The organism is Kitasatospora sp. NPDC034023 (assembly GCF_055575795.1).
In genome coordinates this window covers 40,823-67,818 of record NZ_JBVIRY010000008.1, presented here as the reverse complement: position 1 = coordinate 67,818, position 26,996 = coordinate 40,823, and the positions used below count along the sequence as shown (strand labels likewise).

General features: G+C 74.0%; 24 protein-coding genes and 3 pseudogenes. 11 read left to right on the top strand and 16 right to left on the bottom strand.

The genetic code is table 11. The features are described 5' to 3' along the window. The first annotated feature begins 71 nt into the window (after positions 1–71). The 5 genes from ACZ52R_RS14630 (at position 72) to ACZ52R_RS14610 (ending at position 3,997) form a co-directional block, all read left to right on the top strand. Positions 72–419, top strand: coding sequence for a GntR family transcriptional regulator (locus tag ACZ52R_RS14630; RefSeq protein ID WP_360493762.1), 348 nt, complete (start codon positions 72–74; stop codon positions 417–419). Then, positions 416–1,468, top strand: a complete 1,053-nt coding sequence (locus ACZ52R_RS14625; protein ID WP_465617907.1) for a DUF1648 domain-containing protein — start codon at positions 416–418, stop codon at positions 1,466–1,468. Before ACZ52R_RS14630 ends, ACZ52R_RS14625 begins: the two co-directional genes overlap by 4 nt. Beyond that, positions 1,465–2,055, top strand: coding sequence for a hypothetical protein (locus ACZ52R_RS14620; RefSeq protein WP_465617905.1), 591 nt, complete (start codon positions 1,465–1,467; stop codon positions 2,053–2,055). The genes ACZ52R_RS14625 and ACZ52R_RS14620 overlap by 4 nt, the downstream gene beginning before the upstream one ends. A gap of 202 nt (positions 2,056–2,257) precedes the next feature. Continuing rightward, complete coding sequence (locus tag ACZ52R_RS14615) at positions 2,258–3,007, top strand: hypothetical protein (RefSeq protein ID WP_465617903.1); 750 nt, start codon at positions 2,258–2,260, stop codon at positions 3,005–3,007. A gap of 150 nt (positions 3,008–3,157) precedes the next feature. Next, positions 3,158–3,997 (top strand): SAM-dependent methyltransferase, encoded by an 840-nt coding sequence (locus tag ACZ52R_RS14610; protein ID WP_465617901.1) that lies wholly within the window; start codon positions 3,158–3,160, stop codon positions 3,995–3,997. Positions 3,998–4,020: 23 nt separating this feature from the next. Here ACZ52R_RS14610 and ACZ52R_RS14605 read toward each other — a convergent pair whose 3' ends face one another. Together ACZ52R_RS14605 and ACZ52R_RS14600 are read right to left on the bottom strand one after the other, a co-directional pair. Continuing rightward, the gene (locus ACZ52R_RS14605) at positions 4,021–4,701 is read right to left on the bottom strand and encodes a response regulator (RefSeq protein ID WP_465617899.1); all 681 of its coding nucleotides are present in this window, start codon (positions 4,699–4,701) and stop codon (positions 4,021–4,023) included. Further along, entirely contained in the window at positions 4,698–5,951 is a 1,254-nt protein-coding gene (locus ACZ52R_RS14600; RefSeq protein ID WP_465617897.1) for a sensor histidine kinase, read from the bottom strand. The genes ACZ52R_RS14605 and ACZ52R_RS14600 overlap by 4 nt, the downstream gene beginning before the upstream one ends. Before the next feature lie 125 nt (positions 5,952–6,076). Here ACZ52R_RS14600 and ACZ52R_RS14595 point away from each other — a divergent pair, with 125 nt between their 5' ends. Together ACZ52R_RS14595 and ACZ52R_RS14590 are read left to right on the top strand one after the other, a co-directional pair. After that, complete coding sequence (locus tag ACZ52R_RS14595; protein ID WP_360493745.1) at positions 6,077–7,000, top strand: ABC transporter ATP-binding protein; 924 nt, start codon at positions 6,077–6,079, stop codon at positions 6,998–7,000. Beyond that, positions 6,997–7,872: an ABC transporter permease subunit gene (locus ACZ52R_RS14590; protein WP_465617895.1), complete on the top strand. Its 876-nt coding sequence runs from the start codon at positions 6,997–6,999 to the stop codon at positions 7,870–7,872. Before ACZ52R_RS14595 ends, ACZ52R_RS14590 begins: the two co-directional genes overlap by 4 nt. Before the next feature lie 22 nt (positions 7,873–7,894). On the opposite strand, the gene ACZ52R_RS14585 is transcribed toward ACZ52R_RS14590, so the two are convergent. Together ACZ52R_RS14585 and ACZ52R_RS14580 are read right to left on the bottom strand one after the other, a co-directional pair. Next, positions 7,895–8,536, bottom strand: a complete 642-nt coding sequence (locus tag ACZ52R_RS14585; RefSeq protein ID WP_465617893.1) for a maleylpyruvate isomerase N-terminal domain-containing protein — start codon at positions 8,534–8,536, stop codon at positions 7,895–7,897. Then, the gene (locus ACZ52R_RS14580; protein ID WP_465617891.1) at positions 8,533–10,056 is read right to left on the bottom strand and encodes an MFS transporter; all 1,524 of its coding nucleotides are present in this window, start codon (positions 10,054–10,056) and stop codon (positions 8,533–8,535) included. Before ACZ52R_RS14580 ends, ACZ52R_RS14585 begins: the two co-directional genes overlap by 4 nt. A gap of 225 nt (positions 10,057–10,281) precedes the next feature. On the opposite strand from ACZ52R_RS14580, the pseudogene ACZ52R_RS14575 reads away from it, so the two are divergent. Beyond that, positions 10,282–10,812: pseudogene (locus ACZ52R_RS14575) on the top strand (MFS transporter); the annotation flags it as partial. A 105-nt stretch (positions 10,813–10,917) separates the two neighbouring features. Here ACZ52R_RS14575 and ACZ52R_RS14570 read toward each other — a convergent pair. Beyond that, positions 10,918–11,703 (bottom strand): hypothetical protein, encoded by a 786-nt coding sequence (locus tag ACZ52R_RS14570; RefSeq protein WP_465663407.1) that lies wholly within the window; start codon positions 11,701–11,703, stop codon positions 10,918–10,920. A gap of 116 nt (positions 11,704–11,819) precedes the next feature. After that, positions 11,820–14,495, bottom strand: coding sequence for an SdrD B-like domain-containing protein (locus tag ACZ52R_RS14565; protein ID WP_465617887.1), 2,676 nt, complete (start codon positions 14,493–14,495; stop codon positions 11,820–11,822). Between the two features lie 506 nt (positions 14,496–15,001). Between ACZ52R_RS14565 and ACZ52R_RS14560 the strand changes: the two genes are divergently transcribed. Continuing rightward, entirely contained in the window at positions 15,002–15,970 is a 969-nt protein-coding gene (locus ACZ52R_RS14560; RefSeq protein WP_465753536.1) for an NAD-dependent epimerase/dehydratase family protein, read from the top strand. Between the two features lie 51 nt (positions 15,971–16,021). On the opposite strand, the gene ACZ52R_RS14555 is transcribed toward ACZ52R_RS14560, so the two are convergent. The 5 genes and pseudogenes from ACZ52R_RS14555 to ACZ52R_RS14535 form a co-directional block, all read right to left on the bottom strand. Further along, entirely contained in the window at positions 16,022–16,528 is a 507-nt protein-coding gene (locus ACZ52R_RS14555) for a DUF6624 domain-containing protein (protein WP_465617883.1), read from the bottom strand. A gap of 126 nt (positions 16,529–16,654) precedes the next feature. After that, positions 16,655–16,781: pseudogene (locus tag ACZ52R_RS14550) on the bottom strand (IS5/IS1182 family transposase); the annotation flags it as partial. A 100-nt stretch (positions 16,782–16,881) separates the two neighbouring features. Beyond that, on the bottom strand, positions 16,882–17,163 hold the full coding sequence (locus tag ACZ52R_RS14545; protein ID WP_465617881.1) for a hypothetical protein: 282 nt from the start codon (positions 17,161–17,163) through the stop codon (positions 16,882–16,884). Between the two features lie 68 nt (positions 17,164–17,231). Further along, the gene (locus ACZ52R_RS14540; RefSeq protein WP_465617879.1) at positions 17,232–18,302 is read right to left on the bottom strand and encodes a TerD family protein; all 1,071 of its coding nucleotides are present in this window, start codon (positions 18,300–18,302) and stop codon (positions 17,232–17,234) included. Between the two features lie 114 nt (positions 18,303–18,416). Then, positions 18,417–19,685: a cytochrome P450 family protein gene (locus ACZ52R_RS14535; RefSeq protein WP_465617877.1), complete on the bottom strand. Its 1,269-nt coding sequence runs from the start codon at positions 19,683–19,685 to the stop codon at positions 18,417–18,419. Positions 19,686–19,754: 69 nt separating this feature from the next. On the opposite strand from ACZ52R_RS14535, the gene ACZ52R_RS14530 reads away from it, so the two are divergent. Continuing rightward, positions 19,755–21,014: a pyroglutamyl-peptidase I gene (locus tag ACZ52R_RS14530; protein WP_465617875.1), complete on the top strand. Its 1,260-nt coding sequence runs from the start codon at positions 19,755–19,757 to the stop codon at positions 21,012–21,014. Between the two features lie 84 nt (positions 21,015–21,098). Here ACZ52R_RS14530 and ACZ52R_RS14525 read toward each other — a convergent pair whose 3' ends face one another. Further along, positions 21,099–21,599: an inorganic diphosphatase gene (locus tag ACZ52R_RS14525; RefSeq protein ID WP_465617873.1), complete on the bottom strand. Its 501-nt coding sequence runs from the start codon at positions 21,597–21,599 to the stop codon at positions 21,099–21,101. 118 nt (positions 21,600–21,717) lie between these two features. On the opposite strand from ACZ52R_RS14525, the gene ACZ52R_RS14520 reads away from it, so the two are divergent. Then, positions 21,718–22,542: an outer membrane protein assembly factor BamB family protein gene (locus ACZ52R_RS14520; RefSeq protein WP_465617871.1), complete on the top strand. Its 825-nt coding sequence runs from the start codon at positions 21,718–21,720 to the stop codon at positions 22,540–22,542. A 28-nt stretch (positions 22,543–22,570) separates the two neighbouring features. Here ACZ52R_RS14520 and ACZ52R_RS14515 read toward each other — a convergent pair whose 3' ends face one another. The 4 genes and pseudogenes from ACZ52R_RS14515 to ACZ52R_RS14500 form a co-directional block, all read right to left on the bottom strand. Further along, a complete protein-coding gene (locus ACZ52R_RS14515; protein WP_465753561.1) occupies positions 22,571–23,593 on the bottom strand; it encodes a CocE/NonD family hydrolase in 1,023 nt (340 codons plus the stop codon). Positions 23,594–23,886: 293 nt separating this feature from the next. Continuing rightward, positions 23,887–24,297: pseudogene (locus ACZ52R_RS14510) on the bottom strand (CocE/NonD family hydrolase); the annotation flags it as partial. 372 nt (positions 24,298–24,669) lie between these two features. Next, complete coding sequence (locus tag ACZ52R_RS14505) at positions 24,670–25,422, bottom strand: Mut7-C RNAse domain-containing protein (protein WP_360493700.1); 753 nt, start codon at positions 25,420–25,422, stop codon at positions 24,670–24,672. 93 nt (positions 25,423–25,515) lie between these two features. Further along, positions 25,516–26,805: an MFS transporter gene (locus ACZ52R_RS14500; RefSeq protein WP_465753535.1), complete on the bottom strand. Its 1,290-nt coding sequence runs from the start codon at positions 26,803–26,805 to the stop codon at positions 25,516–25,518. Between the last annotated feature and the right edge of the window lie 191 nt (positions 26,806–26,996).

Genomic DNA, 26,996 nt, shown 5'->3' with positions numbered 1-26,996 from the left:
CCGGACCGCCCGGATCACCATGGATCCCCGGGTCGGCAGAAAACGCCCATGGTGCTAGTGTCATTAGCACCATGTTGCTGAAGCTGGACATCGGAGACGCCCGGCCCCTGCACGAGCAGGTGGCGGGCGCGATCCGCCGAGCCGTCGCCGAGGGCGAGTGCGCCCCCGGGGACAAGCTGCCACCCGCCCGGGAGCTGTCCCGGGCGCTCGGCGTGAACACCAACACCGTGCTGCGCGGACTGCGCACCCTGCGGGACGAAGGGGTACTGGAGTTCCGCCGGGGCCGTGGCATCACGATCGCCACCGGCGCCGACACCCGCGCCGAAATCGCTGATCGCGTACGGCAGTTGGTCGACGACGCGGCCCGGGCCGGCTACAGCACGAACGATCTCGTGGACATGATCAGGGGGATGTCGTGAGGGACGAGGGGCCCATAGCGAAGGGGCACCGGGAGAAGGGGCACCGAGAGGGGCACCAACCGGGGGGCCGGGGCGCGCTCTGGGGCGCGGCGGCCTGGTCGGTCGGCGTACTGGCGCTGCTGGTCGCGCTGCCGCTGGCGGCGCGCCACCGGCTGCCGGACCCGCTGGCCACCCATTGGGGCGGACGGGACCCGGACGGTTCGATGTCACTGACGGGGGCCGCGCTGTTCCCGGCGGGACTCTGGCTGGTCCTGGTGCTGGTCTCCGCGCTGCTGCAGCGGTACTGCGCCGAGCGGTCGCCCGGCTGCGGGGCGGCGACACTGGCGGCCGGCGGGGTGCTCCTGACGGGGGCGCAGACCGCCGTCGTGCACGCCAACCTGGACCGCGCCCGCTGGCAGGACGCCGCGCCGATGGGCATCGAGGTGGTCCTGGTCCTGGTGGCCACGGCCGCCGCCGGGGCGCTGGCCTGGCTGGCGGGCCGCCGGTTCGGGGGCCGGGCCGAGGAGCGTCCGGCGGCCGGGGCGCCGGCGCTGGACGTGCCGGCGGGCGAGCGGTTCGTCTGGCTCTCGCGGGCCGCGAACCCGTGGCTGCAGCTGCTGGCCGCCGTGCTCGGGCTGGTCGCGGTGGCGGGTGTGCTGGCGGCCGCGAGCGGGCTGACCGCGCTGGACTGGGCGATCGTCCTGCCGTTCGCGTTCCCCGCCGTCGCCGTCCTCGCCTGCTCCTCGGTGCAGGCGCGGGTGACCGCCCGGGGCCTGACGGTCGGCTTCGGCCCGTTCGGCCGGCCCGCCCGGCACTGGTCCCCCGCCGAGCTCGAGTCGGCGCGGGTCGAGGTGCGCACACCCGCCCAGGCCGGCGGCTGGGGCTACCGGATCAGCCGCCTGGGCACCACCGTTATGCTGCGCCGGGGCACCTGCCTGGTGGTCCACACCCGCAAGGGCACGGACTTCGCGGTCAGCGTCGACGACGCCGACCGCGGCGCGGCCCTGCTCAACTCCCTGATCGCCAAGGCCGGACCGCCGGCCGTGAACCACGGAGGCGATCGCCGATGATCGATTCCCTCACCGCCTTCACCGTCGCCATCGACTACGGGCGGGCCCACACCACCTTCCTGGTGCACGCCGACGGCTCGCCCGGGCCGGTGGCCCGGATGCACAAGGACGCGGCCTACGACCACAGCGCGCCGTACCAGGTCTTCGCCGGGCCCGGACTCGGGCAACTCATCGGCCACGTCAACAACTTCTCCGCCATAGGGGCCGACCGGACGCTGATCGGCCGGGTCGGCCACCGCTCGCGGTCCTGGCGGCACGACGTGTGGACCTTCGACCAGAACGGCCTCACCGTCCTGGAGGGCGAACCCGTCGGCCTCGCCAACAAGGCGCGGGGCAGCCTTCCCCTGCTCGGCAGCGGCGTGGTCGATGCCGCCCTCCCCTTCGAGCTGCGCTACCGGTCGGCCGAGTCGGCGGGCTTCGAACTGACCCGTCACGCCGGGGTGCGGGCGACCTACGCCGTCCGGATCCACGATCCGCGGATCTCCCGGCTCCTGGTCCTGGCCTGCGTCGCCCACTTCAACACGTACGGCACCGCCGACCTCCGCAAGTCCATGGTGGACGTGACCGCCAACCCCCTCAAGGCCTGAGAACGGTCCGACGGCCGACAGCCCCGGCGTGGTCCGCCCACGCCGGGGCTGTCGGCTGTCCGGCCGTCGACTGTCGGGACGTCGGCCTGTCGAGCTGTCGAGCTGTCGAGCTGTCGGAAAACCTTCCGGCCCGCGAGGTGCCCCCACCTGCCGGAACGGGTACACCAGGTGACAGCCGCTCTCGAAAGGCAAGGAGGCGTCCGTGACTCATGACTCACGCGCGCAGCAGGCTTCGGACACCCGGCGGGGTGTCCAGGACGAACGGACCGTCACGTTTCTCCGTCTCGGCGTCGGGCTGATCGGCATTCTGCTGCCGCCGGCCCTGCCGTTCGGCAACTGGCTGGCCGCCGAGGTGACGGGGCGCAGTACGGACGGCTTCTGGCCGGGCTCGATGAGCGCCTCGTACTACACCGACACGCGGAACGTCTTCGTCGGCTCCCTGTGCGCGCTCGGAGTGTTCCTGATCTGCTACCGCTTCGACCGCCGGGACGACCGCTGGAGCACGGCGGCCGGGCTCTTCGCGATCGGGGTCGCGCTGTGCCCGACGTCGCCGGACGGCGCGTCGGACGTCCGGCGGACCATCGGGGTGTTCCACCTGGTCTTCGCGAGCCTGCTGTTCGTGATGCTGGCGATGTTCTGCCTCTACTCCTTCCGCAATCCCCGGTCCACCCAACCGGCCCGGGTGAGCGCGGCCTACCTGGTGGCCGGGGTGCTGATCCTGGTCGCCCTGGTGCTCTCCGTCGCGGCCGGGGCGACGGGGATCGGTGCCGACTGGTCGGTGCGGCCGCTGTTCCTGTGCGAGTGGCTGGCGACGTGGTCCTTCGGTGCGGCCTGGATCGGGGCCGCGCTCGAACTCGCCGCGCACCGCCGGGGCGGTTCCGACCCGGCGGCCGTCCCCCGGCAGCCGGGCGGCGCGCTGGTGGAGCCGAGCCTGCCGGAGGCCCCGGCCTGAGAGCCAAGCCGGAGAACCAGGCTGAGGGCCAGACCTGAGGGCCAGAGCCGAGGGTTCGTCATCTCGTCATACCGATCGACCGTTACCATGCGCACCAAGGGCAGCCACCACGGCGGCCGGTGACGGGTTCCCAGCAACGGGAGGGCGAGCATGGCGAACGAGGTCCGGGCGGAACGCGGTCCGCAGGAGCACTACCCGTCGATGGACCTGCGGATGGACGTCCCGCACTCCGCCCGGGTCTACGACTACCTCATCGGCGGCAAGACCAACTTCGAGGCGGACCGGGTCGCCGCGCACGCCTCGGTCCGGGCCTGGCCGTCGCTGCCGATCTCGATGCGGACCACCCGCGACTTCATGCAGCGCTCGGTGCGCCACCTCGCCGAGCAGTACGGCGTACGGCAGTTCCTGGACATCGGCACCGGCATCCCCACCTCGCCGAACGTGCACGAGGTCGCGCAGGCGGTCGCGCCCGAGGCCCGGGTCGCGTACGTGGACAACGACCCGATCGTGCTGAACCACGCGCGGGCGCTGATGTCCAGCACGCCCGAGGGCCGCACCTGTTACGTGGACGCCGACTTCCGCGACCCGGAGTCGATCATCAACAACCGCCGGCTGCGCGAGGTGCTCGACCTCTCCCAGCCGGTGGCGCTGTCGCTGATCGCGATCGTCCACCTGGTGCTGGACGAGGACGACCCGCAGGGCATCGTTCGCCGCTTCATGGCCACCCTGGCGCCCGGCAGCGTCCTCGCCCTGACGGTGTTCACCGGCGACACCGACCCGGTCGGCGTGGGCGGCGTCGGCCGGGAGTACAACGCGCGCGGCATCCCGCTGCAGATCCGCGACAAGGCCGAGACGGAGGCCTTCTTCGACGGCTTCGAGCTGCTCGACCCGGGCGTCACGCTGGTCCACCACTGGCGCCCGGACGCCGACGCCGCACCCGTGCGCGACCAGGACATCGCGATGTACGCGGGCGTGGCGATCAAGCGCTGAGCGGCCGTCAGCGGCGGGCCCGGTCACCCGGGGACGGAGACCAGGCCCGCCTCGTAGGCCAGGATGACCAGTTGCACCCGGTCGCGGGCGTCGAGCTTGGCGAGCAGCCGGGTCATGTAGGTCTTGACGGTGGCGATGCTGAGCACCAGTTCGGCGGCGATCTCGGTGTTGGACAGGCCGCGGCCGACCAGGGTGAGGATCTCCCGCTCCCGGTCGGTGATCGCCTCCAGCCGGCGGAGGGCTGCGCCCCGCTCGGCGGGGCCGGGCACCCGCTCGGGCGGCCGGGCGCCGGCGAACGCGCCGATCAGCCGCCGGGTGACGCTCGGCGCGATCAGGGCGTCCCCGGCGGCGACCACCCGCACCGCTCCCAGGATGTCCTCCAGCGCCATGTCCTTGACCAGGAACCCGGACGCCCCGGCGTGCAGCGCCGCGTAGACGTGCTCGTCCTCGTCGAAGGTGGTGAGCACGACCACCCTGGTCGGGCCGCCGGCGGCGGTCACCAGCCGGGTGGCCTCGATGCCGTCCATACCGGGCATCCGGATGTCCATCACGACGACGTCCGGGCGCAGTTCGGCGGCGAGCCGGACGGCCTCGGTCCCGGTGCCCGCCTCGCCGACCACCTCGACGTCGGTGGTCTCCGTGATGACCATCTCGAGCGCGGCCCGCACCAGTGGCTGGTCGTCGGCCAGCACGACCCTGATCATGCGCCCGCCTCCCCCGCGAGCGCGGCGGCGAGAACCGGCACCGGCCCGGGCACCGGCACCGGCACCGGCAGCGTGGCCGCAACCCGGAAGCCGCCGTCGGCGCGCGGCCCGGCGGCGAACTCGCCGTGCAGCAGGGCGACCCGCTCGCGCAGCCCGGCCAGCCCGAAGCCACTGCCCGTGCCCGTGCCGTGCCCCCGGCCCCGCCCCCGGCCCCGCCCCCGGTCGGTGACCTCGACGGACAGCTCCCCCGCCGTCCGGTGGTCGACGGAGACCTCGCAGGCGTCGGCGTCCGCGTGCCGGACCACGTTGGTGACCGACTCCTGGATGATCCGGAACGCTGCGAGGTCGATCTCCGGCGGCAGCGGCCTCTGTTCGCCGTGCCGCCGGACCTCCACCCGGACGCCCGCCTCGGTGGTCGCCCCGGCCAGCCGGTCGAGGTCGGCCAGGCCCTGCGGGGCGGTGGCCGAGGCCTCGCCGTCGGCCCGGCGCAGGACGACGAGCATCCGGCGCAGCGCGGCCAGGGTGTCCCGCCCGGCGGTCTCGATCTCGCCCAGCGCCGCCTTGGCGCGCTCGGGCCGGCTGTCGATGACCCGGCGGGCGGCGCCGGCCTGCAGCGCGACGATGCCGAGGCTGTGCGCGACGGTGTCGTGCATCTCCCGGGCGATCCGCAGCCGTTCGGCGGTGACCGCCTCCGCGGCCGCCCGGCTGCTCAACGCCTCGGCGTGCTCCCGGTTCTGCCGCACCGTACGCCCGACCAGCCAGGCGACCAGCGCGAGCAGTGCGGCGCCGTCGGCGGAGCCGATGTGGGTGCCGGTGAAGATCCCGACGGTGTTGCCGTGGACCAGGCCGATGTGCAGCACCAGGAAACCCATGACCAGGGCGAACGCGGCCCGCGAGGTGCGGCGCGACCGGGTGGCGGTGATCAGGCAGAGCGCGGTGTCCACGGCGACCAGCGCGCCGGGCGGCACCTGGGTGCCCCCGGCCCAGCCGTCGGTCTCCGTCCAGGTGGCGATCAGCAGCAGGGCGACCGACAGCACCGGCAGCCGGCGCACCAGCGCGGCGCCGGTGAAGGCCACCGCCGTGTCGGCCAGGGTGAACGCCCATCCGCCGTGCGCGGCGGCGCCGTGGTGCTGCGCGGCGTCACCGCCGAGCCGGACGGCGGGGTAGGCGGCGGCCACGCACCAGGCGAGCCCGACCCAGATCTCGGGCGGGACGCGCCGGAACAGCGGCGGCTTGGGGGTCGAGGACATGGTTCAAGATCGTAACCACGGGCCGGTGAGCCGTCATCCACCCGTGGTTGTACGGCCGGGGGGTGACCGCACTGTCGACGCCGGTCCGATGCGGCGCCACCCGCTTTCCCGGCACCGTGGAGCCCATGATCGAAGTCACCGAGCTGACGAAGCTCTACGGCCGCGGCAACGCCCGCCGGACCGCCGTCGACCGTCTCACCTTCACCGTCCGCCCCGGCCATGTCACCGGCTTCCTCGGCCCCAACGGCGCGGGCAAGTCCACCACCCTGCGGCTGGTCCTCGGCCTGAACGACCCCACCACCGGCACCGTCACCGTCGACGGCCACACCTTCCGCGGCCGCCCGCGCGGCCTGCGCCACGTCGGCGCGCTGCTCGACGCGGGCGACGTCCACGGCGGGCGCACCGGCCGGGCCCATCTGCGGGCGCTGGCCCGGAGCAACGCGGTCCCGGCCGCGCGGGTCGAGGAGGTCCTGGCGGAGGTCGGGCTCACCGAGGCCGCCGGGCGGCGGATCGGCGGCTACTCGCTGGGCATGAAGCAGCGGCTCGGCATCGCGGGCGCGCTGCTCGGCGACCCGCCGGTGCTGCTCTTCGACGAGCCGCTGAACGGGCTGGACCCGGAGGGCGTGCTGTGGGTGCGCGGACTGTTCCGCCGCCTTGCCGCCGAGGGGCGGACGGTGTTCGTCTCCAGCCACATGATGGCGGAGATGGAGCACACCGCCGACCGCCTGGTGGTGATCGGACGCGGACGGCTGATCGCCGACGAGAGCCTCACCGAGTTCGCCGCCCGCGCGGGCCGGGCCGCCGTCACCGTCCGGGCCGCCGAACCCGACCGGCTGGCCGCCGTGTTGGCGGCCGCGGGCGCCACCGTACGCCCCGGCCCGGACGGCGCCCTCGCGGTGACCGGCCTGGACGCCACCCGGATCGGCGAACTCGCCCTGGAACAGCGCCTGTTGCTGCACGCCCTGACCGACCGCGGCGCCTCCCTGGAGGAGGCGTTCATGGAACTGACCGCCGACAGCGTCGAGTACCTCGCCGGAGAGCCCCGATGACCAGCACGACCGCGAACAGCACAAGCACGAACAGCACCGCGACCGCCCACGCCATGACCGCCCGCGCCGAACCGCGCGCCCGGTTCGGCGACCTGCTCGCCGCCGAGTGGATCAAGTTCTGGTCGCTGCGCTCGATCCCGTGGGTGCTCGGCCTGAGCACCCTGGCCGTCGTCGCCGCCAACCTCAGGTCCGCCCAGTACACCCACGACCACTCCACGCCGGGCGAGGGTGACCCCGTCATGATGGCGCAGGTCGCGCTGAACGCCGCCTTCGGCATGGCCTCCGCCGACATCCTGATGCTCGTCGGGGGCGCGATCGGCGCGATCGTCATCGCGGGCGAGTACGCGACGGGGATGATCCGCACGACCCTGGCGGCCGTGCCGGACCGCCGGGCGGTGCTGGTGGCCAAGGCGTGCGTGCTGACGGCCGTGATGCTCGGCTTCGGCGTGCTCAGCGTCGGTGTCTCCTTCGGCGCCACCCAGGCGATCCTGTCCGATGTCGGCATCGGACAGTCCCTCACCGACCCCGCCGCCTTCCGGTACGTCGCGGCGGCCGTCCTGTTCGGTCCGGTGTGCGCGCTGGTCGGGCTCGGCCTCGGCACGCTGATCCGGCACAGCGCGGGCGCGGTGGTGGGCACGGTCGTGGTGCTGTTCTTCGTCCCGTCCCTCGTCACCGAGCGCTACCGCTGGACGGCCGACCTGCTGCACGCCCTGCCGCTGCCCGCCTGGCAGCGTCTCGCCCGGACCACCCTGGCGGGCCAGCGCCCGAGCGAGTACCCACCCACCGTCGCGGGCTCCTGGATCACCTTCGCGGCCTGGTCGCTCGCCTCGGTGGTGATCGCGGCGGTCGTGATCCGGCGCCGGGACCACTGAGGGCCGAGGGCCCGGGGACGGCTCAGAACGCCGCGATGCTCCCCGGCGCCCGCTCGGCCCGGCTGAGCGCCCGCAGCACGTCCACCCACCCGTGCCGGCGGACGGCCAGCCGGGCCAGCAGGCCGGCCACGGCGTCGGCCGTCTCCGGCGGGAGTCCGGGGGTCGGAACGCCGACACTGACCGCCAAGTCGTCGGCGTGGACGGCCAGTTCCATCGTCCGGGTCGCCAGCAGGTCGTCGAGGGTGAGCGACCAGGGCCCCCAGAACGGCAGCCGGGCCGACCGGGCGCCGTCCGCCGCGGCGAGGGCGGCCGTCAGGTCCGCGACCGCTCCGGCGACCCGGCGGTGCAGTGCCGCCGGCCCGTCGGCGGCGAACGCCTCGCTGCCCTGCCGGATCCGCACGTTGATGTCCGCGTCGAGCGCCGCGCCGACCCACGCCACCCGGGCGTAGTGGTCCAGCAGGCCGACCGTCTCCTCGGCCGGCGCCGCGGCGGCCAAGGCCTCGGGCACGCACAGCACCTGATAGGCCAGGTGCCCGGCCAGCCCGCCGACGCTCCACTGCGCCAGCGCGCTCGGCCGGCGCCACGCCTCGGCCACCTCCGGGCGGCGCAGCAACTGCTCGGCCGCGCGGGCCGCGGCCAGGAAGTCCGTTCGGGCATCGGTCACGACCCACTCCCTACCGCGCCGCGCCGGTTCGGAAACCGCCCCGACACCGTGTCCGCCACCGCGACCAGCAACGCCGCCAGCACCAGGCCCGCCGCGACCGCCACGCCCAACTGGAAGGCCGTCGCCCAGTCCGGGTGGCGGCCGCGGGCATGGGCGAAGAACACCGAGCCGACGACCGCGATGCCCACCGCCGAGCCGACCCGCTGCGCGGTCTGCAGCACGCCGCCCGCGCTGCCCGCCCGGGCAACCGGAACCTGCTGGAGGGTCAGCGTCTGGTTCGGGGCGATCACCAGCCCGCTGCCCACCCCGGCGACCAGCAACGGCAGCGCCGTCGTCCAGCCCACCCGGGGCCCCGACCACAGCTGCACCGCGAGTGCCGAGGCCAGCAGCCCGCCCAGCACCAGCAGCAGCCCGGCCACCACCAGCCGTCGGCCGAGCCGGCTCACCAACCGCCCGCCGACCGCCGCGGCCACCCCCGAGCCGACCGCGAACGGGGTGATCGCCAGGCCCGCCGCCAGCGCCGAGTAGTGCAGTCCGGCCTGCAGGTACAGCGTGAAGATGAAGAAGATCGCGGTGAACCCGGCGAAGTACACCAGCGACAGCAGCACCCCCGCCGCGTACGGGCGCACCGCGAACAGCGCCATGCTCACCAGCGGTTCGTGCCGCCGCCCGTAGTACACCTCCCAGCCGACGAAGGCCGCGAGCAGCACCGCCGCCACCGGCAGCAGCAGCCAGCGGGCCGGGCTGTGCCACTGCTGTTCCTGGACGAACGGCAGCAGCAGCGCGACCGTGCCGGCGCCGAGCAGCACCACCCCGACCGGGTCGAAGTCGCGGTGCCCGGCCCGCTCGGCGGCCGGCGGGGGCGGCGGGAGCAGCCGGTAGGCGATCGGCAGGGCGGCGACGCCGATCGGCAGGTTGACCAGGAACACCCACCGCCAGCCGTCCTGCGGGCCGAACAGGTGGATCAGCAGCCCGCCGAGCAGCGGCCCGACGGCGGTGGACAGCCCGATGGTGGCGCCGAGCGCGCCGAAGGCCCGGCCGCGGTCGGCGCCCTGGAAGAGGGTCTGGATGAAGCCGGACACCTGCGGCACGAGCACACCGCCCGCCGCGCCCTGGAACAGCCGGGCCAGCACCAGCCACTCCTGGTTCTGCGCCGCGCCGGCCAGCGCGCTGGCCGCGGTGAACAGGGCGAGCCCGGCGAGGAAGACGGCCCGCCGGCTGCGCGCGTCGCCGAGCCGCCCGGACGGGACGAGCACCAGGCCGAAGGCCAGCGCGTAGCCGCTGAGCACCCACTGCAGGCCGCTCTCCGACATGTGCAGCCCGGCCCGTACGGTCGGCAGGGCGACGTTGACGATGCTGACGTCCAGCAGGGTCATGAACCCGGCGACCAGGCAGACCGCGAGCGCCCGCCAGCGCCGCGCGGTGGCCCGCCCGCCCGCGGCGGAGGCACCGGGCGGCTCCGGGGCCGGGTCCGGTTCCGGGTCCGGGTGCGCGGAGGTGGGCGGGGGGTGGGGGGTCATGGGAGCCTCTTCCCGGTGTCCGGGGCGGCCTGCGGCCCGACCGGTCGTCGGCCGGCGTCGCTCGGCTCATCGTCGCGCTGCCCACCTTGGGCCGCCACCCGGGCCGCCACCCGCCGTCCTTGCACTCACTCATGCACGCAGTCCTTCATGCCGTCCCTGTGCCGTCCCTCACTCGAACGGCCGAACCGGATCGCGGTCGGCGCCCGCACCCCAGAGGCTGACGGCATGACCGTCGCCACCGAGAGCCCGCCGTCCGCCCCGCCGGTGCTGGACCTCCGGCAGCGAAACGTCGTCTTCGCCACGATCGTGCTCGGCATGCTGCTGGCCGCCCTCGACCAGACCATCGTCGGCACCGCGCTGCCCACCATCGTCGCGGACCTCGGAGGGGCCGCGCACATGTCCTGGGTGGTGACGGCCTATCTGCTGGCCGAGACGGTCGCCACCGTGCCGGCCGGCAAGTTCGGCGACCTGTACGGGCGCAAGCTGCTGTTCCAGGCCTCGGCGATCGTCTTCGTCTGCGGCTCCTTCCTGTGCGGGCTGGCCACCAACATGACCCTGCTGATCGCCTGGCGGGCGGTGCAGGGCCTCGGCGCGGGCGGCCTGATGGTCACCGCCATGGCGCTGATCGCCGACGTCATCCCGCTGCGCGAACGCGGCAAGTACCAGGGCGCGATCGGCGCGGTGTTCGGCGTGGCCACGGTGATCGGGCCGTTGCTGGGCGGGCTGTTCACCGACCACCTGTCCTGGCGCTGGGCCAACGCGTCTCCTTCCCTGCGGTGTTTCTCCCCCAGAGCATGCGGCCATACGGCCATGCGGCCATGCGAACGGACGGCCGATCTCTCGGAGACGGCCACGGCGGCGTCAGCCGGCCAGCCATGGCGCCTCGGGGAGCTTGGCGCCGTCGGCGTGGCCGGAGAACTCCGCCGTGGTCGGCGCGCCCAGGCCCGGCATCCGCATGGTCACCCGCCGCAGTGTGCCGTCGCCGTCGACCCAGTACGTCAGCGGCGACCGTCCGCCGTCGGGTGCGGAGCCCTGGGCGCGCGGCCCGGCGAAGCGGTCGTAGCCGCGGCCGTCGATCCGGTCCCGGCCCAGCCAGCGCGCCCCGGACTGGGCGAGCAGCAGCGGGTTGTCGGGGCGGTCGGCACCGAGCTGGACCACCAGGCTGAGTCCGGCGTCCAGGGGGTCCGCGGTGTAGGAGCGCGGTGACCAGCCCGGCCGCGGCACGTGCTCGGCCTGCTGCCAGGGCGGGTCGTCGACGCCGGCCGGCTCGGGGGCCAGCCCGAGACCGCCGGTGTCCCAGACGATCAGGCCGTGGTCGAGCGGCCCGCTCGCCCCGGTGGTCCGGTAGCGGCCCACACCCCGGTGGGTGCGGTAGTCCACGACACCCTCGACCCGGATGGTGACGCCCCCGCCCTCGGTGGCCGTGAGCGTCATCCCCACCGGGCCGGCCTGGTAGAGGTTCAGCCGCGAGAGCGCCAGCCGGGAGGCCTCGTCGGTGGTCACCGGGCGTTCGGTGGTCTCGTCGGAGACCGTCCGGTAGACGACCAGGCCACCCGCCGCGGTGCCGCACACCACGATCGCGATCAGGGTCCTCAGCCGGACGGCCCGACGCTGCCTGCGGCCGTCGGCCTTCGTCTTCCGGGGCATGCGGGTGCTCTTTCTCCTCGGTCGGTCACGACAGTCGGGCGGGTCCGGGGACCATCGGTCCGCGAACCCGCCCGATCGGGCCCGGCGCGGGTCTCCCCGCCTCGGGCTCCTGGGTGTCAGCCGTGCTGGCCGCGCTGGGCGGCCTTGCGCCTACGGACCACCAGCACCAGTGCCGTGCCGAAGGCGATCAGTGCCGCCGCGCTGGTCAGGGCGATCGGCATCCCCTCGCCCGCACCGGTGTTGGGCAGGTGCCCGGGTGCGGGGCCCGGCGGGGCAGGCGGTACCGGAGCCGCCGTCGTCGGCTCCGGGGTCGGAGTCGGCGTCGGCGTCTCGGTCGGGGTGGGTGTCGGCGTCGGCGTGGGGATCAGCTTGTTGACGGCCGTCACCTCCACGCCGGCATCGAGGTTCGCCGAGGTCAGCACCAGCGGCCCGAAGACCGTGATCTCCGGCGCGGCGTAGCCCGCGGGCGGGCTCAGCTCCTGCCAGTAGTACGACCCCGGCAGCCCGGTGCCCTGGCAGAGGCCGTCGGCACCGGTCGTACAGGGCGCACCGACCTTGGCGTCGGGCTTGTCGCCGGTCGACTGCAGCCCGTCCGTCCCGTTGGTCTCGTGCCACAGCTGGAACGTGGCGCCGGCCAGCGGTTTGCCGTCCTGGTCGTGCTTGACCAGGCGCAGCGCGCCCTCCTGCCGGCGGAAGCCGAAGTCGAAGCTGTGGTCGTTCTCGCCCGGTCCGCCGGTGGTCAGTGCCCGTTCCGGATACTTCCCGCCGGACGGGACGACACCGTCGGAGTCGACGAAGCGGTTGTCGCCGACGTCGTGTTCGGTCGGCACCCACTGGAAGAGGGGGCCGTCCTTGGCGTAGTCCGCCGGGTTGTCCAGCTTGATCGTGTACTTGGTCCTCGGCTTGAGGCCGCCGTCGACGTTGCTGTCGTCGAAGTAGTACTCGCCGCGGGTGGTCGTCTTGGTGGTGCCGACGAGCTTCCCCGACTCGTCGTACAGGTGGACGGTGGCCCCAGGCACCGGGCGCTGGCCCGGCAGTTGGAGGCCGCTGCGCTCGGGGTCGTACCAGACCCGGTTGCCGATCTGCAGCGGCGCCTGGTCGCAGAGGACTTCGAGGTCGCCCATCGCGGCGCCCTTGCCGAACGGCGGGACCGGCCCGACGGGGTTGAGCCGCACGCCGCCGTCGGCCTTGCCGTCGCGCTGGACGAAGGCGGTGCCGTAGCCGAAGGCCATGCCGTTGCTGTCGTAGCCCGAGGTCGCGATGGAGTTCTCGACCTTCGAGAACGCCATCCCGGCATTCGCGGCGTTGTTGTGGCCGAGGCGGTTGTTGTCGAAGACCCGGGTGCCCCGGGTCGTGATTCCGCAGCCCTTGTTGGTGTCCAGCACGTACATGCCGTTCACCGGGCAGGCCTTGTTGAGGTCACCGCCGGACAGGACGGTGGCCATCGTGCCGGCCGTCGGTCCGGCCGCCGACTGGTCGCCGAAGCGGTCCCGGAAGGCGATCAGCATCGAGCCGTCGGTCTCGAACGCGATCTCGGCCAACTCCGGCTCGGGGTTGGCCATGTAGCTGGTGCAGGCCTGGCCGTTCTGGGTGGCCGGGTAGGTGTCCTGCCACGGGAACCAGGCGGTGCCGGGGCACGTCCCGCCGACCGTGGCGCCGCGCGGGTAGTCGAGCGGCTGGTCCAGCACGGCCTTCTTGAACGCGCCGGTGGCCGGGTCGAACGGCAGCACCACGGCGCGCAGGTCCGAGGCCTTGCCGGTGGACTCGCCCGAGCAGACGCCGCCGAGGAAGCCGGTGCCGTCCTGGAGGCCGAGGCCGTACGGACGCCAGTCCCCGGCCGCCGGGCAGCCCGGGTCGGGGATCGGGTAGGCGGCCTTCGGCTCGGCCGCCGTCGGCGCGGTGGCGTCGTAGCGGTAGAGCTTGCGGTCGTTGAGGTTGACGACGAACAGGTCCTTGCCGTCGTCGGTGACCTTGATGGCGCCGAGGCTCTCCTTGCCCACCGCGGCCAGGAAGGCGTCGTCGTTGCCCGGGCCGTGCGGAGTGGTGCCCGCGTCCGGGACGGTGGCGAACAGCGTGGTCTTCTTCTGCGCCGGGTCGGTCACGTAGATCGCGCCGGGGCCACCCGGGCCGTAACTCGTGCTCCGCTTGGCCTGGGCCGAGGAGAACACCCGCCGGTCGGCCCGGTTCCAGGCGATGCCGTAGAGGTTGCCGGTCTGTTCGGCCGTGGCCAGGTCGGTCACGGTCACGTCGGTGCCGGCCACGCCCCGGGAGCTGTACGGGTAGGACACCAGCGTGTGCTGGGCCCCGCCCTCCCGGGTGGCCGGCTGACAGGTCGACACCAGCGGCGCGTTCTTCTGGCAGTAGTCGCCCGGGTTCCACAGCCCGGTGGTGAGTTCCGCCTTCTTGCCGCCGGTGAGGTCGACGAACTCCTCGTTGGAGCTGAGCTGGTTGGGCGCGCCCGTCAGTCCCTGGCGTGAGGCGAAGGCCGGGAAGAGCACGCCCGGCTTCGGATTCACCACCTGCACGCGGTACTTGCCACCGGTCGCCTTGCTCGCGGCCGGTGCGAGCGTCACCGTGCCGTCGGCTGCCGTGGTGCCCTCGATGCCGGCACCGGAGTCGTCGGTGAGCGTCACCTTCACGCCCGCCATGCCCGGCTCCAGCACGGGCGTCCACACCCCGCTGGTGTCGACGGCCCGGATCACCCGGACCGTGACCGTGCCGTCGCCGGTCTGCGGAAACGCCGACGGGGCCACCGCCAGCGAGCAGGCGCCGATCGCGACGGCGAGTGCCACCGCGCCGCCTGCGGTTCGACGGCCGATCCCACCCGGTCGCCACCGGTCCGGGCCGCGCGCGGCACCGGCTGGTCGTTCACTTGTCGTCGTCATCCCTGCTCTCATCGTCAAGTTGAGCATCATCACGTTGGGCATCACCAGTGGGGGCCTGCCGCCCGACCTCGCGAGGGAGCTCGTGAGTGGCGGAAAGCCGCCATTGTTAACGGGAGCTTAAAGCGGCCTCACGGAAGTTCGCAGGAAAACAAGGAACTTTGACGAGGTATCAGGCGTTTCGACGGCCGTCGCACCAACCCGCTTCCCTTTCGATACCGGAGCGCTGACCTGCGGAGAAGGCGCTCCCGGAGCCCCGGCGCCACTCCCGGGCGCCGCATGCACCTGTCGACAATCGAACACAGGACCTGCCGCGCCTGCACACACCATGCCCCAACTCGCGCACCCCACGGGCAACTTCCGCACCATCACGGCCGCCCCGGTGCGGCCGAAACCCGCTCTGGCACGATGGACCGATGCGCATACTGATCATGGGCGGCACCAGGTTCGTCGGCCGCCACCTCGCCGAGGCCGCCCTCGCCGCCGGGCACGACGTCACGGTGCTGCACCGGGGCAGGTCCGGCGCCCACCTGCTCCCCCACGCCACCCACCTGATCGCCGACCGCGACGCCGACCTGTCCGTGCTGCGCGGCCGCAGCTGGGACGCCACCGTCGACGTCAGCGCCTACTACCCGCGCCAGATCCGGGACTTGGCCGCCGCCCTCGACCCCGGCGCCGCCGGACGCTACCTCCTCGTCTCGTCCATGGCGGTGTACGACACCCCGGCCGCCCCCGCCTACACCGAGGACTCCCCGCTGCGCCCCGCCGACGGCCCGGAGCCCGACACGATCACCGGCGAGACCTACGGCGTCCTCAAGGTCCAGTGCGAACGCGCGGCCCGGCAGGCGTTCGGCCCGGAGACGCTGCTGGTGCGCCCCACGTACGTGATCGGCCCCCACGACTACACCCACCGCTTCGACTACTGGGTGCAGCGCCTCACCCGGGGCGGCGAGGTCCTGGCACCGGGCCGGCCCGACGCGCCGATCCAGGTCGTCGACGCCCGGGACCTCGCCGCCTGGATGCTCGCACTGCTGGAACGGAACGCCTCCGGCACCTACCACGCCGCCGCTCCACCGCCGTTCACCTTCGGCGACCTGCTCGACGCCGTCGCCTCGGCGGTCGCCCCGGCCGGCACCACCCTCACCTGGGTGGCCGAGGACTTCCTGCGCGCAGCCGGCATCCCCGACCGCACACTCCCGCTCTGGCCCCGCAACCCGCAGCTCCGGGCCACCAACACCGCCGACCCGGCCGCGGCCCTCGCCACCGGCCTCACACCCCGCCCGGTGGCCGACACGGCCCGGGACATCCCGCCCTTCGAGCCGCTGCCGGAGACCCTGACACCCGAACAGGAGGCCGACCTGCTCGCCGCCTGGCACCGCCGCTAGGGTCCGTCCGGCGGATCAGGCGTGAGCGTGATCCGCCGGCACCCGGATGAGTCAGGCCTGCGAGAACTGAGCGACGTACTCGTCGAACGGCGGGATGCCAACTTCCGCGCGGCGCTCGTCCATGCGCTCGGGATCCTCACAGGGCCACGGGACAGGCGAGGCGTCCTCTACCCCGGCGATCTGTGTGCCGTAGATCTGCTTCCGACCTTCGTTCACAAGGGTGCGATCCCGCAGGAAGGCAAGATCTCGCGAGCTGGCGGCGCCGTTGGCCACCGCCTGCTCCATCAGCCGCAGCGCGCGCCGCTGGACGTCGAGCTGTCGGTCGGCGTGTTGCGCGATCAGCCACGCGGCCCGGGCCGCGTCCTCACCGACCAGTTCCGCGGTCGGCCATCCGTGCGCGTCCATGATCTCGCTGAGACGGTCCGCGTGCTGCGCGGTCAAGCGGCGCCACGCCAACTGCTCCGCCGGGGCAGCACTGTTCGCGTGGCGCGCGGCCCGGTGATCTGCCGCCGCCATGTCGGTGAGCTCCCTGGCCACTACGGCAACGTCGGATGCCATCCCAACTCCAAGTCAGATCGAGGTTCTCGCCGGTCATCCGCAACCCTAGGTGTGCAAATCACCCCAAAATTTCCTTCCAGAGGACGGTGACAGACCCGTCCGGCCCTTGGGATAATTGATCTGTCCACGGAGCCAGAGCCGGATCGAAGCAACGCCGACAGTCCCGCGGACGATGTAGGCGCGCTTGTCGTAGCGCGTCGACGGCGCGGAAGTGCTTCGGGCGATTGATCGTGCGCTCGACGTCATTGCGGCGCGGCCGGCCCCGCCGAAGGCCCGGCTCCACGAACCGTCCGGACATGCGAACGGCCGCACAGCGCAGGTGCGTTGTGCGGCCGCCGTCGACGGAGGAGAGGTCAGTCCTCGTCCTGGTCCTCGTACTCCTCCCGCAGGTTCTCCACCGGGTCGCCCCAGAGATCGGAATCGTCCGGCCCCTGCCCCAACTCTTCCAGCAGCGCGACGAACTCGTCCAGCGCGGCCTTCGCGTCGCCGTTGCGGATCCGGTCATCGAAGCGGGTCAGCAGGGCCAGCGCGCCGATCAGCCCGGGCAGCGAGTCGGCCGCCCGGCCGCCCGCGCCGCAGCCGTGCTCCCGGCCGTTCGGGTCGTAGATCTGGACGTGCTTGAATGGCGTCGTCACACCGTCCTGGACAGCACGGGCCGCCGGGGTAACCCCCGACGGCCCTTCCGCAGCTGTGGTCTGACGGCTCAGAAGAGGCCGTCGTCCTCGTAGTAGTTGTTGACGACGACCTCGGGCCCGTCGTCGTCGAACGCCTCGTTGAGCAGCGCGCCGCCGACCAGACCCGCCGCGCCGGCGCCGATCAGCGCACCGGTGCCGAAGCGCCGGCCGCCGCCCTGCGCCTGCTGGCCGGGCACCTGCGGGTACCCCTGCTGCTGGACGGGCTGCGGGTAGCCCTGCTGCGGGGTGTAGAACGGCGGGACAGTGGTCTGCACCCGCTGGGCGCAGGCGACGCAGGTCTCGATCTGGCGGGGCACGCCCCACTGCGGCGACCACAGCACCGCCGTCGTGCCGGCGCCGTGCGAGGGGTCGAAGAAGCACGTCACGGGGGAACTCCCTGCTACTGGCTGGGTCTGCGGTACGGGGGGCACGGCGGCGGGAACCACCGGCGCGGGCGGCGCGGACGGCACGGCGGGCTTCACCGGAGCCGGGGCAGCGGCAGCCGGGGTCGGAGCCGCCGCGGGCTGCAGGACGTCCACGCCGAAGTCCGTGGCGATGCCCGCGAGCCCGGCGGCGTACCCCTGCCCGACCGCCCGGAACTTCCAGTCGGCGCCGTGCCGGTACAGCTCGCCGAACACCATCGCCGTCTCGCTGCCCGCCTCGGGCGCCACGTCGTAGCGGGCCACCTCGGCGCCGCCGTCCGGGTCGGTGATCCGGATGTACGCGCCGCGGACCTGCCCGAAGCTCTGGCGTCGCTGCGCCGCGTCGTAGATCGCCACCGCGAAGACGATCTTCTCCACGAAGGGGGAGACCTCCGCGAGCCGGACCTCGATCTGTTCGCGGTCGGCTCCGCTGCCGGAGCTGCCCGAGCCGCCCGAGCCGCCGTGGTGGCGGACCGAGCCGTCCGGGCTGCGCAGGTTGTTGAAGAAGACGAAGTTCCGGTCCGCGCCGACCTTCCCGTCCGCCCCGCACAGCAGTGCGCTGGCGTCCAGGTCGTACCCGGCCCCCGCCGTCCAGCCGAGGCCGACCCGGACTACCAGCAGCCCGGGGGCCTGCGTGCCCAGGGAGACGTTGCCGCCCTTCGTCAGGGCCACACTCATGGGACTTCCTCCACGACCGTACGAGTACCGCTGTTCGACCACGACAACGCTGTAGATCTCGCGCTGGTTCCCGGCCGCGTCGTCAGGATCGCGTCAGTGCCGAAGCGGCCGGGCTCAGTACCGCACGGGAAGTTCCCGCAGGCCACGGGCCCGCAGGGTGGGTCGGTGGCGCAGCTGCTCGACCGGCGCGTCCAGGGCGAGGTCGGGGAAGCGGCGCAGCAGGGCGGTCAGCGCGATGGCGGTCTCCATCCGGGCCAGCGGCGCGCCGAGGCAGTAGTGGATGCCGTGGCCGAGGGCGAGGTGGCCGTTCTCGCGGCGGTGCAGGTCGAGCCGGTCGGGGTCGGTGAACTGCTCGGGGTCGCGGTTGGCGGAGCCGAGGGCGAGCAGCACGGTCTCCCCCGCCGGGACGGTGACGCCGCCGATGGTGACGTCCTCGCGCGGGAAGCGGCGGATGGCGAGCGGGGCGGGGCCGTCGAAGCGGGCGAGTTCCTCGACGGCGGCGTCGATCAGTTCCGGTTCGGCGCGCAGGGCGGCGAGCTGCTCGGGGTGGGTGAGCAGGGCGAGGACGGCGTTGGCGATGAGGTGGACGGTGTTCTCGTAGCCGGCGAAGAGGATGAGGAAGGCGAGCGAGGTCAGTTCGTCCTCGCTGAGCCGGTCACCGGCCTCCCCGATCCGGTCGGCGCCGTCGCAGAGCCGGTCGGCGCCGTCGCCCTCGCCGCGCCGGTCACCGCGCTCGTCCTCCTGCTCGTCGCGGACGGCGATCAGGTCGGAGAGCAGGTCGTCGCCGGGTTCGGTGCGCTTGTGCTCGATCAGTCCGGTGAAGAAGCCGAGCATCGCCTTGACGGCGGCGCGGGCGGCCTCGGGGTGCTCGGGGTCGGGGGTGATGAGGGTGTCGGTCCAGGCGCGGAAGTCGTGCCGGTCGTCCTCGGGGACGCCGAGCAGGTCGCAGACGACGGTGATCGGCAGCGGTGCGGCGTACGCGGCGAGCAGGTCGGCGCGGCCCGCCGGGGCCATGGCGTCCAAGAGCTGCTCGGCGACCTTCTCGATCGGGGCGCGCAGGGCGGCGATCCGGCGCGGGGTGAAGGCCTGGGAGACCAGGCGGCGGATCCGGGTGTGGTCCGGCGGGTCCATGTTGAGCAGGTTGGCGTCCAGCGCGGGCGGCAGCGCGAAGCCGCGGTAGTTGCCGGGGGCGGCGTGCGCCCTGTCGAGGGCGAGCCGGGGGTCGGCGAGGGCCCGGCGCACGTCCGGGTAGCGGGTCACCAGCCAGAAGGGCAGGCCGTCCGGGCCGACGACCCGGTGGACGGGGGCGTCGGCGCGCAGCCGGTCGTAGCCGCCGTACGGGTCGGCGATCAGGGAGGTGAGGGTGAGGTCGGGCGCTGTCACCGGCCCAGCCTACGGGCCGCTCGGCGGCACTCTGGCGGGGCATCAGGTCCGGACCTATTGTCAGGTGACATGACATTCCTTCGCCGTACCGCCGGACTGGCCGCCGCCCTCACCGGAACGCTCGCCGCCCTACTGGCCCCGGCCGCCGCCCACGCCGACCCCGGCGGCTGCCGCACCGCCGCGACGGCGTCGCCGGACGCCGAGCAGGCCCGCCTCCAGGACGCCCGCACCGCCGCCTTCACCGAGCGGTCCGGCCTGAACGACCTGCTCCGGGGCTTCCCCGCCGCCCTATGCGCCGCCCGCAACGCCCACCGCGCCGAGCGGGTGGTCGATGCCTGGGGCCGGGCGCTCTGGCAGGCCGGCGTCGACCGCGCCCAGGGCCGGCGGCCGAGCGGTGAACTGCCCGCCCGCGACGACCGCCCGCTGTACTGGACCCGGCTCGCCATGACGGTCCAACTGTCGCGCTGGCAGCCCGGGTTCACCGTCGACCAGGCCGGGCTCCGGGCCCGCTTCGAGGACGCCTCACGCGGCCTGGACGACGGCTTCAGCACCGCGCCCGACCTCCGCCGCATCTTCGTCAGCGGCTTCGACCCGTACGGTCTGGACACCGAGCCGCGTCGCGCCAACCCCTCCGGCTCGGCCGTCCTGCAACTGAACGGGCGGCGGATCACCCTCGCCGACGGCAGCACCGCCGAGGTGCGGGCCGTCGTCCTGCCGGTGCGCTACGGCGACTTCGACGAAGGGATCGTGGAACGCGCCTTCGGCCCGCACCTGGTGCCCGGCCCGCAGTCCGCCGACCTGATCACCAGCATCAGCCAGGGCTACCCCGGCATGTTCACCCTGGAGGCCTGGGCCGGACGCGCCCGCTCCGCCGACCCCGCCACCGACAACCTCGGCGCGCTCTCCGGCGGCACCACGCGGCACCCGGTCGACGCCCCCGGCCTGGCCGACGGACCCCAGTTCATCCACACCACCCTGCCCACCGACGCCATGACGGCCGTCCAGCAGCCCTACCCCGTCCTGCTCAACACCCCCGTCACCGAGATCCCCGCAGGCGCCACCGACCCCGTCGTCCGTGCCGACGGCCCCACCCCCGACTCCCGCGCGGTCGCCGGAGGCGGCGGCGGCTACCTCTCCAACGAAGTCGCCTACCGCTCCAACCGCCTCCGTCTCGACCTCGCCCCCGACCTCCCCGGCGGCCACCTCCACACCCCGGTCCTGACCGGCCTCCCCACCGACCGGAACCGCCTCACCGCGCCGGAGTTCGAACAGAACGAGGCCGCGATCGCCGACCAGGTCCGCGCCATCCTCAGCAGCGCCCGCCTCTGAGCGGCCGCCTCCGAGTCCCAGCCGCGGCGGCAGGGGGCGGGTCGACGCCCGACGGTGCGCCCCCACCACGCTCCCGCACGTCCCTCACACCGGGTCGGCGAAGCACGTCCCCACGGCCCGGGCCCGCGACGCGGCGATCTCCGCGTGGGCGGCCTCGCGGTCCGCCCAGTGCGAACCCTCGACGGACTTGCCGCGCTCCAGGTCCTTGTACACCCGGAAGAAGTGGGTGATCTCCAGCAGGTCGAACTCCGGCAGGTCACCGATGTCCTGCAAGGCCGCGTAGCGCGGGTCCCGGGCCGGGACGCAGAGCACCTTCTGGTCGGGCCCGCGCTCGTCGCGCATCACCCACATGCCCACCGCCCGGCAGGTCAGCACACAGCCCGGGACGGCCGGCTCCCGGCCGAGCACCAGGGCGTCCAGCGGCTCACCGTCGCCGCCGAGGGTGCCCTCGACATAGCCGTAGTCCGCGGGGTAGCGGGTGGCCGTGAACAGGGTGCGGTCGAGGCGGATCCGGCCCGCCACGAAGTCCATCACGTACTTGTTCCGCGACCCCTGCGGGATCTCGATCATCACCTCGAACTCCACCGCGGCCTCCTCCTCGGCTCCTGGGGAAAGTCCCCGGGCTCCCGGAGGAATTGTCGGCCGTTCGGGCACCCTCCGAAACCGCCTCCGCCGTTCGGCGGAACCCACTACCATCCCGGCCATGGGGAGCTGGCGGGTCACGGTCACGGATCACCATCGCAGGAAGGGCGGGCGGCCGCAGGGACGCCCGGAAGGGCCGCTGGCCCGGCGGGACGGACTGGCGGTGCACGGCCGCGACGGCGAACTCAGCTGCGTCGACGCCACCGGCCGGGTCCGCTGGCGGCAGCCCTGCCCGGGGCGACCGAACGCGGCCCACATCTCCTCCGGCCGGGTGCTGGTCACCACCGACTCGTTCGACTACACCGCCTGGGGCCACCTCGGCCCCGCCCTCCTGCTGGACCTCGCCGACGGCACCCCCGTCGCCGAACTGCGCGGCGAGCGCGCGGCGGCCCTCGGCGGCGGCCGCTTCGTCCTCGGCCTGGAGGGCTACGACGCCTTCGACACCCGGGCGTACGACCGCGACGGCGCCCTGGTCGACTCCTGGCGCAGCTACGGCCACTACGTCGTCGGCAGCGGCCTGCGCGTCGTCGAGACGGACCGCCGCCGCCCGACCGGGAGCCGGGTGGTGCGGCTGCTGCCCGGCGGACTGATCGAGCGCGGCCCGCTGCTCGCCGACCCGCAGGCCCCCGAGCCGCTGGTGCTGCCCGACGGCACCCTCCTGGTGCTCGACGCGGGGACGCTGCGCGCCGTCGGCCGCGACCTGGACGACACCGTCCTCGCCGAGCTGCACCCGCTGGCCCCCGACCGGCAGCACCGCTTCACCGGCTCGCTGCGCCGCACCGCCGACCGCCTCGACGTCACCCTGGTCGAACGCCACCCGACCCGCATGGGCTCGTACACCACCCACACCTGGCACCTCGCACTGCACCCGCCCCACCGGGCCTGAGCCGACCGCCCCGACCCCGGGTCACGTGTCAGCGCACGACCGGCAGGTCCAGCACCGATGCCCGGTCGCCGCCCCAGCCGATCCGGTAGGAGGCCTGTCCGTCGGCCGGGAGCAGCTGGAAGGAGTCGGGGTTGGCGGCGGCCACGGTGAGCCGGATCCGCTCGCCGGCCCGGAAGAGTACGGAGACCGGCTGCAGGTCGATGGTGACGCGCTGGGCGTGCCCCTGCGGGAAGTCCTCGGCGTCCGCCGCCGCATAGGTGCGCGGGGTGCGCAGCCGGCGCCAGTCGGGGTTGTCGTCCCGGTCGGCCACTGCCCTTTCGGTCAGCGCCAGTTGGCCTTCCGTCAGGTAGGTCACCCGGCCGTCCGGTCCGACGTCCTCCAGGTACACGTGCAGGGCGCCCCGGGCCGAGCCGGCCAGGCCGGTCACGTCGAGGGTGACCTTCCCGTTCCCGGTGACCCGGGTGTCGGCGGTTAGCGGCGCCGTGGTGTAGCTGAGCAGCTTGGCGTCGACGGCGGCGCGGTCGGGGTAACTGACCTCGGCGCCGCTGAGGTTGGTGTTCCAGCGGTCCAGCGGGCCGGTGCCGGCGGTCGGGTCGAGGCGCAGCGGGTCGGTGCCGGTGCGGCGGTCCTCCGGGCGGCGGCCGAGCGTGTTGCCGGCCGCGAGGTAGAACGACTGGGTGCGGGTGCCGGGCACCGGCCAGCGGGTGGTGGTGCGCCAGACGTCCTCGTTGAAGGTGTAGTAGTGCACCTGTCGTCGGCCGTCGGGGCGGGCGTCGGCCCGCACGTAGCGTTCGAAGAAGTCGTAGGTGCGCTGGTCGAGTTGGTCGCGCTCCTGCCTGGTGAGCGGACGGGCGGGCTGGAACGGGTCGGCGAGCCAGCCGGCGCCGTGGTTCCAGGGGCCGATCCAGTCGTCCTGGGTGTTGGAGAGGCCGGCGAACTGGGAGAGCACGCCGTTGGCGGTGCCCGCGTCGAGCCAGCCGGCCCTGGTGAGGATGGGGATTTGCCCGTCCGGACGGCGTCGGTCTTGTCGCCGACGCTGCCGACCGTCCAGCTCTTCGGGCCGTCCTGGTAGTCGCGGTGGACGCCGGACGTCGCCATGTCGACCAGGTTGGCGTTGCCGGCGTGCTCGGCACGGGCGGCGGCGAGCAGGGCCGGTCCGTCGGGGCCGTCGACGGGGCGGGGTTGGAGGCCGGTGAGGCCGGTGCGCGCGCAGAGTTGCCGGGTCTGTTCGTCGGTCTCGCAGGTGGTGCCGCCGGCTTGGTCGAGGATGCGCAGCAGGAGGGCGTACGGGGCGAGCCGGGGTTCGATGAGCGCGCCGCCGGGGCGCACCAGGTCCTCGTACGGGTCGAAGTCGTAGGAGATCGGCGCGGCGGCGGTGATGTGGTGGTTGCCGAGGGCGGTGGCGAGCATCGCGGTGTCGCCGCTGTAGGAGATGCCGGTGGTGCCGACCCGGCCGTTGGACCAGGGCTGGGCGGCGATCCAGTCGCTGAGGGTGCCGCTGTCGGCGATGGCGTCGGCGCCGAGTTCGGAGGTGAGGGTGCCGAAGGAGGCGCCGGTGCCGCGCAGGTCGGCGATGACGTAGGCGTAGCCGTGGTCGGTCCACTGCTCGGCCTCACCGCCGGCGCCGCCGGGCCGGCCGGCCTGGACCTTGGCCCGCCAGTAGCGCTGGGTGACCAGGACGGTGGGGAGGTCGGCGCCGGCCCGGGTGCCCTCGGGCAGGTAGATGTCGACGGCGAGGCGGACTCCGTCGGGCATGGTCACGTAGCGCGACTGCAGATGCGGCAGGACGGGCCCGGTGACGGGCCCTGCCGCGGGCTCAACGGCGGGCCCGGCAAGGGGCGCGGCGGCTGCCGGGACGACCCCGACCCCGACCCCGAGCACGGCAGCGGTCGCAGCCGCGACCAGCGTCGCGAGCGGGCGGCGCAGCGTGGCGCGCCTCATCGGGCGGTCGCCTCCCCGTTCCCGGGGCCTTCTGTCCGGCCGGCCCTCGCCGTCCGCGGTGCGGAAGTGTTGCCGTGCTGTCTGATCGCTCATCCGACGACCTGGCCTCTCTCGTGCGAACGAGTAGCGTGGTCTCGCCCCCGTCGCCGATGGGACCACGGCCGCGCGGCCGCCCGCCAGGGTGAACTACCCGGAGACGACCCCGAGATGGCCCTGGTCGTTCCCGTAGTCGCGCACCGCCTCGGCGACGATCGCCTCCAGTCGGGCGTGGTGGGCGCCGCGCCAGTAGGCCTGGCCGCATTCGGTGCACTGGGCGAAGGCGTCGTAGGAGCGTTCGGTGCCGTCCCGCAGCTGCTCGCGCACCGAGGTCTTGGTGGCGGTGCGCAGTGTGCCGTTGCAGGTGGTGCAGCGGCTCCAGGGGGCGAGCGGCGGCGCGAAGCGGGAGAGCACGTCGCGCAGTTGCTCGGCGGGGCGGTGGCTGTAGACGTAGGCGCCGGCCCACAGTTCGCGGCGGCGCAGCAGGCCGCGGTCGCGGGAGAGCAGGACGCGCTGTTCGGCGGCGGAGCGGGCGGCCAGCGCGGCGTCGCCGATGTCGGGGTTCTCGTACGCGGCGTCCACGCCGAGCAGGCGCAGCCGACGGGTGAGGGTGCCGAGGTGGACGTCGAGCAGGAAGCGGGGCGGGGTGGGCGAGGGCTGCGGCCTGGTCACGGCCCGGACGGTGATGTGCTCGCCGTCGGCCGGGACGTGCGCGTCGGGGACGGTCCGGCCGTCCACCAGCAGGGCGCCGACCTCGGTGAGCGGGACGCCCAGGGACTCGACGACGTGGCCGAGGGTGGAGGTGCCGTCGGTGCGCAGCTCGGTCCGGCCGGCCCGCCGGGGCGCGGAGACGAAGAGGTGCAGCTCGGGGGCGAAGTCGAGCCAGATCTGGGGTCTGTCCACGCGGCCAGCATGCCAGTGGGTGGCGGGCGGGGGCCACCGGTTTCCGGGCGGCCCCGCGCCGCTACGCTCCGTTATGCCCTGTCCGTCGCGCTGCTACGACCCGTCCGCCGTGGTGCCCGCCACGACCCGCGACGCCGGTGACGCGGATGACGCCATCTGGCCTCGGTCGCGCTCCGCCCAGCGGGCGACCGGCCCCATCGCGTACCCCGCGACGAGGAACACCCCGCCCAGGACCAGCCAGCCCGCCAGGCCTCCGTCCAGCAGGAGGGTGGTGAGCAGCAGCGGCCCGAGGGTGCGGGCGACGGCGACGCCGGTGCCGAAGAAGCCCTGGTACTGGCCGATCCGGTCGGGCGGGGCGAGGTCGAAGCCGATCTGCCAGGAGCCCGCCGACTGCCGCATCTCGCCGGCCACCTGCAGTACGGACGCGGCGACCAGCAGGGCGCCGACCGCCCACACCGGCACGTCCAGCGCGGACAGTCCGAAGACGACGCAGCAGCCGAGCAGCAGCACCCCGGCGGAGCGGACCGCCCGCGCGGCCGTGTCCAGCCCGGTGACGTCGCGCGCCGCCCGGACCTGGAAGACCAGCACCGCCAGGGTGTTGAGCACGAACAGCGCCGAGCCGAGCCAGCCGATCGCGGGGGCGCGCTGGGCGATCCAGAGCGGGATGATCAGGCTGAGCAGCGGCATCCGCAGCAGCAGGATGGCGTTGAGCAAGGTGACGGCGGCGTACCGCCGGTCGCGCAGCACGGCCAGCCGCGGTCCGGTGCCGGACTCCTCGGCGGCGGGCGGGACTTCGGGCAGTCGCCGCAGGAGCAGGGCGCCGATCAGGAGGCCGACCGTGGTGAGGACGAAGGCGCTCAGGTACGCGGCGCGGGTGCCGACGCTCAGCGCGATGCCGCCGACGGCCGCGCCGACGGCCAGTCCCCCGTTGAGGGTTGACTGCAGGTGGGCGAGCAGGCCGGTCCGTTCGCCGGGTGGCACCAGGCCGGCGACCAGCGCCTGCCGGGCCGCGGTCAGCCCGGACTGCGTGGTGGCGTAGAGGCAGACCGCGAGGAGGAACAGCGGGTAGGAGCGGATCACCAGGAAGGCGGCGACCACGGCCGCGGCCGCGAGTCCGAGCGCCACCGCCGTGCGGCGCGGGCCGCGCCGGTCGGCGAGGTGGCCGAGTGGGACGCCCGCGACGGAGCCTAGCGCCCAGCCGACCGCGAGGCCGAGTCCGAGGGCGGTCGGTGACATGCCGACGACGCGGGTGAAGTAGAGCGCGGAGCAGGTGTAGTACGCGCCGTCGCCCACCGCGCTCGCCAACTGGGCTGCGGCCAGGGTCCGCTGGGGGCCGGCGGGCGGAAGGAGGCTGCCCCACCGGGCGGCTCTGTCGGTCGGCACGTCTCTCCTTCACTGGTCACGGACCGTCACCGTTCGCCCGTCCGTGGGTGGCCGCCCACGGACGGGCGACAGCACCGGGACGGCGAGCGGCGCGCGAGCCGGGAGTTCACAACCGTCAGCGACGGTTCGCCACCCACCCTAGGCAGAAACTGGCCCATCCGACAGGTCCAGTGATCAAGGGATTCCCTGGG